This is a genomic window from Pseudanabaena sp. 'Roaring Creek', from assembly GCF_001402795.1.
Lineage (GTDB): Bacteria > Cyanobacteriota > Cyanobacteriia > Pseudanabaenales > Pseudanabaenaceae > Pseudanabaena.
The window spans coordinates 1-9,021 of sequence record NZ_LIRE01000065.1; the positions used below are offsets into that span (position 1 = coordinate 1).

Annotated in this window: 9 protein-coding genes and 1 pseudogene; 6 read left to right on the forward strand and 4 right to left on the reverse strand. The window is 42.7% G+C overall.

Annotated features, from left to right (window positions below; all coding sequences use genetic code 11):
* Positions 1 to 222 precede the first annotated feature (222 nt).
* Positions 223 to 573: a hypothetical protein gene (locus tag AC805_RS02045; RefSeq protein ID WP_055073881.1), complete on the reverse strand. Its 351-nt coding sequence runs from the start codon at positions 571 to 573 to the stop codon at positions 223 to 225.
* 2 nt (positions 574 to 575) lie between these two features.
* Positions 576 to 716, reverse strand: coding sequence for a hypothetical protein (locus AC805_RS25375; RefSeq protein ID WP_156341279.1), 141 nt, complete (start codon positions 714 to 716; stop codon positions 576 to 578).
* Positions 717 to 750: 34 nt separating this feature from the next.
* On the opposite strand from AC805_RS25375, the gene AC805_RS02050 reads away from it, so the two are divergent.
* The gene (locus tag AC805_RS02050) at positions 751 to 1,827 is read left to right on the forward strand and encodes a hypothetical protein (protein WP_197278603.1); all 1,077 of its coding nucleotides are present in this window, start codon (positions 751 to 753) and stop codon (positions 1,825 to 1,827) included.
* Positions 1,828 to 1,835: 8 nt separating this feature from the next.
* Here the strand turns inward: AC805_RS02050 and AC805_RS02055 are convergent, their stop codons facing one another.
* Positions 1,836 to 3,845: an adenylate/guanylate cyclase domain-containing protein gene (locus tag AC805_RS02055; protein WP_055073882.1), complete on the reverse strand. Its 2,010-nt coding sequence runs from the start codon at positions 3,843 to 3,845 to the stop codon at positions 1,836 to 1,838.
* 246 nt (positions 3,846 to 4,091) lie between these two features.
* Between AC805_RS02055 and AC805_RS02060 the strand changes: the two genes are divergently transcribed.
* The 4 genes from AC805_RS02060 to AC805_RS02075 all read left to right on the forward strand — a co-directional run bounded on the left by AC805_RS02060 (position 4,092) and on the right by AC805_RS02075 (position 8,437).
* A complete protein-coding gene (locus AC805_RS02060) occupies positions 4,092 to 6,011 on the forward strand; it encodes a DUF2779 domain-containing protein (RefSeq protein ID WP_055073883.1) in 1,920 nt (639 codons plus the stop codon).
* A 267-nt stretch (positions 6,012 to 6,278) separates the two neighbouring features.
* Positions 6,279 to 6,704, forward strand: a complete 426-nt coding sequence (locus tag AC805_RS02065) for a hypothetical protein (protein ID WP_055073884.1) — start codon at positions 6,279 to 6,281, stop codon at positions 6,702 to 6,704.
* Between the two features lie 9 nt (positions 6,705 to 6,713).
* The gene (locus AC805_RS02070) at positions 6,714 to 7,751 is read left to right on the forward strand and encodes an RHS repeat-associated core domain-containing protein (RefSeq protein ID WP_055073885.1); all 1,038 of its coding nucleotides are present in this window, start codon (positions 6,714 to 6,716) and stop codon (positions 7,749 to 7,751) included.
* Between the two features lie 5 nt (positions 7,752 to 7,756).
* On the forward strand, positions 7,757 to 8,437 hold the full coding sequence (locus tag AC805_RS02075; RefSeq protein ID WP_055073886.1) for a hypothetical protein: 681 nt from the start codon (positions 7,757 to 7,759) through the stop codon (positions 8,435 to 8,437).
* A 299-nt stretch (positions 8,438 to 8,736) separates the two neighbouring features.
* On the opposite strand, the gene AC805_RS25995 is transcribed toward AC805_RS02075, so the two are convergent.
* A complete protein-coding gene (locus AC805_RS25995; protein ID WP_369122821.1) occupies positions 8,737 to 8,922 on the reverse strand; it encodes a hypothetical protein in 186 nt (61 codons plus the stop codon).
* 1 nt (position 8,923) lies between these two features.
* Here AC805_RS25995 and AC805_RS27240 point away from each other — a divergent pair.
* Positions 8,924 to 9,021: pseudogene (locus AC805_RS27240) on the forward strand (flagellar assembly protein H); the annotation flags it as partial.

Below are 9,021 nucleotides of genomic sequence, written 5' to 3' on the forward strand. Positions count from 1 at the left end.
GCGCCGCCAATCAATTCTTGGGGTTTGATTTGTCCTAGGTCAAGTGACTGTAGCTATAGGTAGCTAAAAAGGAAAGGATTTATATGGTAAGGATGGGCGGCGCTTTGCGCCGCCTATCCTTACCTATTTAGCAATACCCCCAGCTACTTAATTTTGGCTTTAACTTCTCTCAGCTATCGGGATAGGTTTGCGGAGAGAAGTCGGGGTCCCTATCAACTCATTTTAATTATGGCGATCGCGATAGATTGCGTTAGAAGCACGATTTTCTTCGCGATTAAGCTGCTTGTATTCAGCTGCGGTCAAATGCCCGCCATTTTGCCTCAAATCGGCACGACGTTGCGCGTCAATTCTCTCTTCGCGGGCTTCTAGATGCCTGAACTCAGAGCGATTGATTTGTCCATCTTTAACCCCATCATAAATCCGACGCTCTTGGTTTACTTCTCGATTGTAAACCTCTCCCGCCGATGCCGAACTGGGATTTGCCATTGTTACAGCTCCAATTGCCGAAGTGGTTGCCAGTAAAGAAAGAATTAAAGCCTTCATGGGAGTTACCTCAATTTGAATGTTTTTCATTTTCAGGGGTTTTGACTGCTGCTAGTTTGTAATGGTTCAAAATCAATCCCGTGATATCGATCACATTTTCCTGTGATATCGATCGCGATTGATATCGATCGCGATCGATCTGGCGCAATGCAAGTTTTGATATAACAGGGCATAATTAGGATTGTTGCGATCGCGAAAATTTGCTCTATGAAGCTACGTTTCAGCTCGATCGGCAAATTCTTAGTTGCCAGCATCCTCAGTTTTGTTTTGCTGGTAAACGGCACCCACGCAAGGGATGAAAATGCCCCCCACAACCACCCAGTAAAAGTCATTGCCCCCGAAAGAGCGATCGTCGCGACATCGGCAGGGAAAGGCGAGCTTCCTCTCTATATATCCCATGACTGGTCTATACCTCAACCAAATATCGATCGCGTTGTAATTGTCTTGCACGGTCGCCTGCGCGATGCCGATACCTATTGGGACACTGCCCAAAAATTTCGCATCGCGGCAGGAGGATCGGGAAAAAATACAATGCTAATCGTGCCGCAATTTTTGGCGACGGCAGATATCTCCGCTCACAATCTGGGAAAAGAGGTATTGCGTTGGGGATACGATCACTGGATGGGAGGAGAAAATGCTCTTGCTCCAGCCAAGATTAGTTCCTATGAATCCATTGATGCTATTTGCGCCAAATTAGCGGATCGCAGCCGCTTCCCCAGTCTTAGACAGGTAGCGATCGTCGGACATTCGGCTGGCGCACAGGTGGTACAGCGCTATGCCGTTGTCGGACGGGGGGAAGCAAATCTCAAGGATATCGGGATTGCCGTTCGTTATATAGTCGCGAATCCTTCTTCTTACCTGTATTTTAATGAGGATCGACCCAACATTGAAGATACTGAAGGAGAATTTTCTCCATTCAAAAGCGATCGCTGTCCGAACTTTAATAACTGGAAATACGGCTGGGTTGATGCTCCTAAATATGCCACCCTTTATCAGCCCGACGAGTACGAGAAAATCTATGCCGCTAGAGATGTCGTCTATTTATTAGGAACTGCCGACATCAATCCTAACCATCCTGCCCTCGATAAGTCCTGCGCTGCTGAAGCTCAAGGCAGTTACCGCTATGCCAGAGGGCTTGCCTACGCCAGCTATATCAAAAAGCGTAATCCCGATTCTCAGCATCGGATTTATCCAGTAATTGGGGTGGGGCATGATGGCGATCGCATGTTGCGCTCCCAATGCGGTCTAGCTGCTATCTTCGATCTGGGTAACTGTAGCAACTAGCGATCGCGTTATTCGCGGCGGGTAGGCAACTGACCTTTTTTGAGAATATCGATCACCGCAGCATGGCGAGTGAGGTCATTTTGAACTTGTTCGTAAATAGTGCGATCGCAACCTTTTAGCCCAATTACGCCATAGAGCCGCACATTCCCTACTCGACCTTTAAGCGCGTGCTCGCCGAAATCCACCGCATCAATTTCATCCTTGACAATTTCGTAGAGAGTACCTGTAATCACAATATCCGTTCCTAGATCCTTGGTCATACCTTCAACTCGGCTGGCGACATTAACTGTATCGCCAATTACCGCATACTCAAGACGACGGGACGAACCGATATTCCCGACAGTTACTTCTCCATAGTTAATTCCGATTCCATTAGAGAAAGGGATCTTATTTTCAGTTTGCCAGATTTTACGAAGTTCCATTAATACCAATCGCATATTTAATGCAGCATGGATCGCATTCATCGCATCATCTTTCTCGCCTCGCGACACGGGCGAACCAAATTCAGCCATGATCGCATCGCCAATAAATTTATCAATCGTGCCTTGGTATTCCAAAATCGCATCTACCATCCCCCCTAAATAGGTATTCAATTGTTGGATCAGCAGTTTGGCAGGAAGGCGACTAGAGAGGGTGGTAAAGCCACGAATATCGGAAAAGAGTACGGCAGCTTTGATCGTCCTTCCTTCTAATAGATCGCGAAAATTATCGGGTTGATTGACAATTTCTTCGACGATCGGTGCGGCGACATAACGCTCTAAAGTGCGGCGGAGTAGGATTTTATCAATCTGGGCGGCAATGGAACCTGTAGTTAAGAGCGCAATCCCATTTAGCCCGATCGCGATCGTGGGAATCGCTACGGGTAAGATCGTGCTGGTGTAAATGAAGCAAACATAACCAATACCAAACCAAGCGATCGCCATACCAAAGGCAGTCAGGATCTGCATAGTTGGACGTTTAAGCAGACAGAGAATGCCACCAGAGATCCCTACCAGAAAGAAAGTAAAGATACCTTGTTGAAAAGGGTTGGCAAATAATCCTGCCATACTCTTATTCTCCATGAGAGTCGCGATCGCATTAGCATGGATCTCAATCCCTGACATTCTGCCCACTGCCGAATTTTGGATATCTTGTTTAGAGGCTGCTGTTGCGCCAATGAGAACGATCTTATCCTGAAAAAATTTACCACCTTGAAGTTGTTCGCTATTCCAATTATCAGGATCGACCACATAATAGAATGGAATTAATTGCTGAGCGTTTGACCAAGTATCAAATCCACCATAGAAATAGATGCCATCCCCCTTGGGTTTAGGATAATTAATCTTGGCAACGTTCAGCGCTGAAGCCGCAAAGGTCGGGACAGGGGGCAAGCCACTCTCTGCGGGAGGCTGTACGCCTAAACGGTGAATGTTACCCGTCACTTCTGGTTGAAAATTAATCAGCCCTAAGGTATTTGGTTTTATTTGGAAAACGGATTCTGGCGTGGCAAGCTGCATAATACTTGCTTCTCCCATCTGAGAGAGTTCGTAACTGGCGGCAAATACGGCTTTATCGCCATACTTCGTAATTGCGCTTTGAAATTTTTTGTCGTCATCCGCACCGTGATCCCCTGGAGTCACAAACAAAATATCAAAGGCTACTACCTTTGCCCCAGCCTTAACTAATTTTTCTAGCACTTGGGCATAGACGATGCGTTTCCATGTGGTCGTCCGAAAGGGTTCTAAAAAGGGGCGCTTTTTCGGGTCGTAAAATTCCCCTTGTCTCAGGGAGAGATCGTCGATCGCTAAAATCACAATATTCTTGGGAGGGGCTACCGTCCCGCGCCAGTTAAAAAATGCCGACTGGGTTTGTCTTTCGAGACTCTGGACTTCCTTGAGTTCTATGCCCGTAGCGATCGCACTCAAAGTCGCGATCGAGCCGATCAATGCATAACCGATAAATTTGGGACTAGATAAAAATTTAAAACTCTTCCTCAGACCGACTAATAGCGAAACCGTCTCTAGCCAAAGTTCTAACATGGTTATCTCTCCAAAAAATTTAATAATACTCGCAGACTATCTGTTTTAAATGATTGATAGCAATCGCCAAAACCATGAAATAGCAAATTTCGTTGAATTTTGTGGAATTTATATTTCTAACTTGCAAATTTTAAGGCTAGATTTGTAATAGTCCAAAAATTTTGATTTAGGATGGGCGGCGCTATGCGCCGCCCATCCTAAATCAAAATTTTATCTGCAATCCCCCTATTTAAGTATTTAGGCAGTATGCCCCATCCTATTTATCTGACGAAATCCGATCTCAAGACTGCCCGCAGTTGCTCGACAAAACTTTATTACAAAAAATTAGGCTACCCTACTGTCGATCGCGTAGATCCTTACACCAGAATATTAGCGGATGGGAATTTTATTATTAGCAAAATCGCCCACCTTCTGCATCCTGAGGGGATTTATATATCGGCAAATCTCAACTCCGATGAGCATATTGCCGCAGCGATGCAGGAAACGATCGCGCAATTACAAAAAGAGAATGTGACGCTATTTGAGCCAGTGCTCTATGCCGATCGTAAATTAGCGCGTGCCGATATTCTCGTCAAAAAGGGCGATCGCATTGAAATTATAGAAATTCGTGCTAAGGGGTTTGATAGTAAAGCCCATGATGAATTAATCAAAAATCGCCATCTCTCCCTTTTTCGCAATAAACGTACTGGAAAGGTGGGTGGGGAATGGCGGCATATTATCGAAGAGGTCGCTTACCAAGTCGGTATTTTACAAGAAATGCTAGCTGAGCATTTACCCCAACTTCAAGTTGAGATTGCGCCCTATCTGATCGTTCCTGACCGCACTAAAACCACGGCGATCGATAACCTCGCATCCTATTTCCAAATTCAACGTGTATCTAGTCCCCGCAATTCCTTTTCTAAACTCAATGGGGTTACTATCAACTTTTCTGGGGATATACAAGAATTATGGCAGGATCAATTTCTCACTAAGGTCAGTATTGAGTCTGAGGTTGCGGAATTAGTCGATCCCACCATTTCGATAGCCCAAAAATATATCGGCTACCTCATCGAGCGATCGCCAGAAATTTTTGCACCGATTAGTAAAAGCTGTAAGGGATGCGAATATCGGGCAAGCGCTCAAGATCCCCGCGATGGCTTTAAGGAATGCTGGGGAGATCTTGCTGAGGTAGAACATCACGTATTGGAACTTTATCAAATGGGGAGAATTGGGGGCAATGAAACGCCTCTGGTCAACGAAATGATCGGGCAAAAGCAGGTCAGCATGTTTGATGTGCCCCTTGAAGAACTCAATGACGAAACCTATAGTGAACGACAGCTCATTCAGATCGAATATACCCAAAAGAATAAGGAATGGATTTCCGATGAGCTTCCCAGTTTCTTACAAAAGGTAGAATATCCCATTCATTTTATTGATTTTGAAACCTCCCGTATGGCAATTCCCTATTATGCAGGGATGCAAACTTACGAGCAGGTTGCCTTCCAGTGGAGTTGCCACACGATCGCTGCACCCGATGCACCGCCAATTCAAACCGAATGGCTCGATCTAGAACATAATTTTCCCAATTTTCAATTTGCGGAATCTCTGATGGAATGCTTGGGCGATCGCGGTACGATTTTGACATGGGCAACCCATGAAAATAGCGTGCTGCGTGATATCTACTACCAAATGCAAGCCTACGACTATCAGAATCCCGAACTCAAAGCTTGGCTGGCAAATACCGCTAAACTAGGCACAAAGGGAACATCCCATTTAGTTGACATGAATGCACTCACGCTCAAGCATTACTTCCATCCATTAATGAAGGGAAGAACTTCGTTGAAATGTGTCTTGCCTGCGGTGTGGAAGACTAATGCCTATCTCCACGAAATACCTTACTTTCAGGAATACTATCAAGAGGTAAATGGCGAGGTGCTCAGTCCTTACGATGTCTTGCCCCAGTTGCAAATCGGCGATCGCATTCAGGTGGTGAATGAAGGGGCTGGAGCTATGCTTGCCTATCAAGATCTAATGTATGGCGAAAATCGGGATCTGAGTCGAGACAATCAAGCTATGCGATCGCAATGGAAGGAATTACTCTATCAATATTGCCGCCTCGATACCATGGCAATGGTGATCATCTGGACGCATTGGCATAGGTTATGCCGCAAGTCGCAACCAAATTAACAAATGTAAGTATGTCTAATGTAAGTATTTCTAATTATGGGGTCTATGGCGGTTGATCTAGTTCGACGGATACGACAGTCAATAGTTATTTCTATTCAAAGGGTGCTTACGAATATGAATTGAGACTAGCTAGTAAGTACGGATTCACTACTGAGTATAAAAACTTTGCAGAAAATCAGGTAGCATCTTACTGGACGAATTCTGCACAAAATAAATTTAGGCTAAGTAGCACTTTTAGTCAGACATGGTATTAATCTACCCAAACATATGTTCAAAATTCCTGGATATTATTTAATCAGTCCTAATGACCATTTAAGGACTAAGCTCCTTCAAATAGAAATTGATAATGATATTCTTGATCTACTTTCTACAAATCAATTTTGGGAATATTACGTTGGGGTCGGAAATAGTTTCGGAGATAATTGTGAAGATATATTAGAAGTTAAGTTGCTTTTTTTAGCTAGTCTGATGTCAACTTATCTGACAGAGAATAATCTATATAAGACGATATTTGAAACTGATGATATTAGCTTAGAAACTTTTGATAATTGGTGGAATATTCAAAGATATCTTATTGATGAGACATTTGAAGGAATTAAATCAACAATTCCTCCATCTGTAAGAAAACACTTTGTCAAGACTGGTATATTTCGTATTGACAGATGGATTGAAGAAATGCAAGAAGGTTTATAAGTTCACTGCTTGTTAACTCATAAGAGAGCCAGTTTGATTAGTTCGACGATTAATGGTGTGAAGACCAGTTATTTGCTTGATGCTAATCGCTATTATGCTCAGGTGCTTGAAGAGTACGACAATTCAGGAACTAAGGTTACTTATGTGCATGGTATTGACCTGATTTCGCAAAATCGGAGTGGGGCGAAGTCTTTCTATCTTGTGGATAGGTTGGGAAGTGCGAGGGCACTGACTGATGCGAGTGGTGTGGTGACGGATCGCTACATCTATGATGCTTATGGTAATGTCTTGAGTTCTATTGGTACGACTCAGAATAGTTATCTCTATACGGGTGAGCAGTTTGATGCTGGTGCTGGTCAGTATTATTTGAGGGATAGATATTATAATCAGGCTGTGGGCAGGTTTACCAGAAGCGATTCTTGGAATGGGGACACAAATAATCCGCTTTCTCTGAATAAGTATCTTTATGCGAATGGAAATGCGGTTAATGCGATCGATCCAAGTGGATTTAGAACACAATTAGGAGGTTTTGTAGACTTTGCTCTAGGATTAGGATTACTGAATTTCAATCCTGTAACTGCTGTTGCGCTATTTGGCGGAGAAGCACATAGAGCCGTAGAAGCAGATATCGTAGATCGACACCCCTTTGAACGTTTCATACCAGAGTTTCCCGTAAACGGAGGTAGAGTAGACTTATTTCAAGAACCAAATTTTATTTATGAGATAAAACCTTGGACTAACGAATATGAAGCTTATCCACAACTTGCAAGATATTTTGAGGACAATCCAGGCTACGTTTTGGGAAGAAATATTCTTCAAGGCTCCGTCAAAAATCCACCCCTATTGTATGGAATAACGATTGACTACGAGACTACAATTCCTGGAATTATTCTGTATCACCCTTACATTAATTCCGATGGATATGGAGTTATTGTAGGAGTGAGTTTCTCTATAATTGCAATCACTCAGCAACAGGTAATCGCTGAAGTTGTAAGTTCATTGCTAGCAAGACTAGCATCTCCATCTGCTGCTTTAGCTGGAATTTAATTAATATGTCAGTGAACTATGCCCGAATTATTGCCAAAAAAGAGTTTTTTAAGGATTGGACTTCTGCTTCTCAGAACCCACGAGTTAAATATGTTCTGGAATTTCCTTATGATTATCTACTTGCAGATTATTATGACGAAGTGTTTGAGATTACCCATAGTAGTGATGACGAAATCAGAAAATTGATTGAAATCGATGCTTTAGTCAGAAACAAGATAGAATCAAGCATATTAGACGAGAAAGAATTGCTTACCCCCCTCTATTCTCATCCAAAAGCCAAATCTATATTAAGCTCAAATATTGCACTTTCTATATGGACAAAGATGAAAAGATATCATGTTTACGAACCAGGAAATCCAAACACAATAAATCTAAGTTGCTGGGATGTCAGTTGTAATACATCTAAAATACAAATGTCGGCAAAATTAAAAAAAGGAAATAGTGCAAACTATAATCTTGTTGAAAAAGTAATAGCAGATTGGTATGAATGGGCAGATGGACTTAATGTGATAAATTTTGCTAGCGAGACATCCTTTATACGAGAGATTGTAGAACTAGAAATCTATTTCAATGACAATAATTTTGCTGACTATCTTGCAGCGTTAGCTGTAATGCTTTACGACACTCACAAGAAGACTTCTCTAAAATCAGTTGTTTTTTCAGACTTGCAAACAAATATTTTATAGTTAAGACGATCTATGCCGATAACATAGCTACAATAACGACGACAAGTCTCCTCTTCAAGGAAATCATTTTCCAGAACGAGCACACCAATAGCCGCACATACGCTGCTAATCACTGCGATCACTTTTTTTAGGATGAGAATGCGATCGGTGCTTTTTGGATTTAGTTGCGATCGCTTGTTGTTTTTTTGATTATAAAGGCGATCGCTTAAGGTTGAAGCTTATTATTTGCGATCGCCTTTTTCATTTGAGAGCGATCGCAGATTTTGAGATGATGTTTTAAGCGATCGGGAATGTCTCGTTTAGTAGCGATCGCTTTCTAGCAATGAGTAGGCGATTGATGTTTTTTTAGATTTAGTAGCGATCGCTTTTTCGTTTGAGAGCGATCGCAGATTTTGAGATGATGTTTTAGGCGATCGGGAATGTCTTGTTTGAGAGCGATCGCTTTCTAGCAATGAGTAGGCGATCGGTAAATGATAGAATCCCAAAATGATCGATAATATTTGCAAATTCTTAGCCGAAAGCTTTTCCAGAGACTTCGCCAGTTGGATATTGGGCGAAGCGATCGCCCTAACCAAAATCGAACC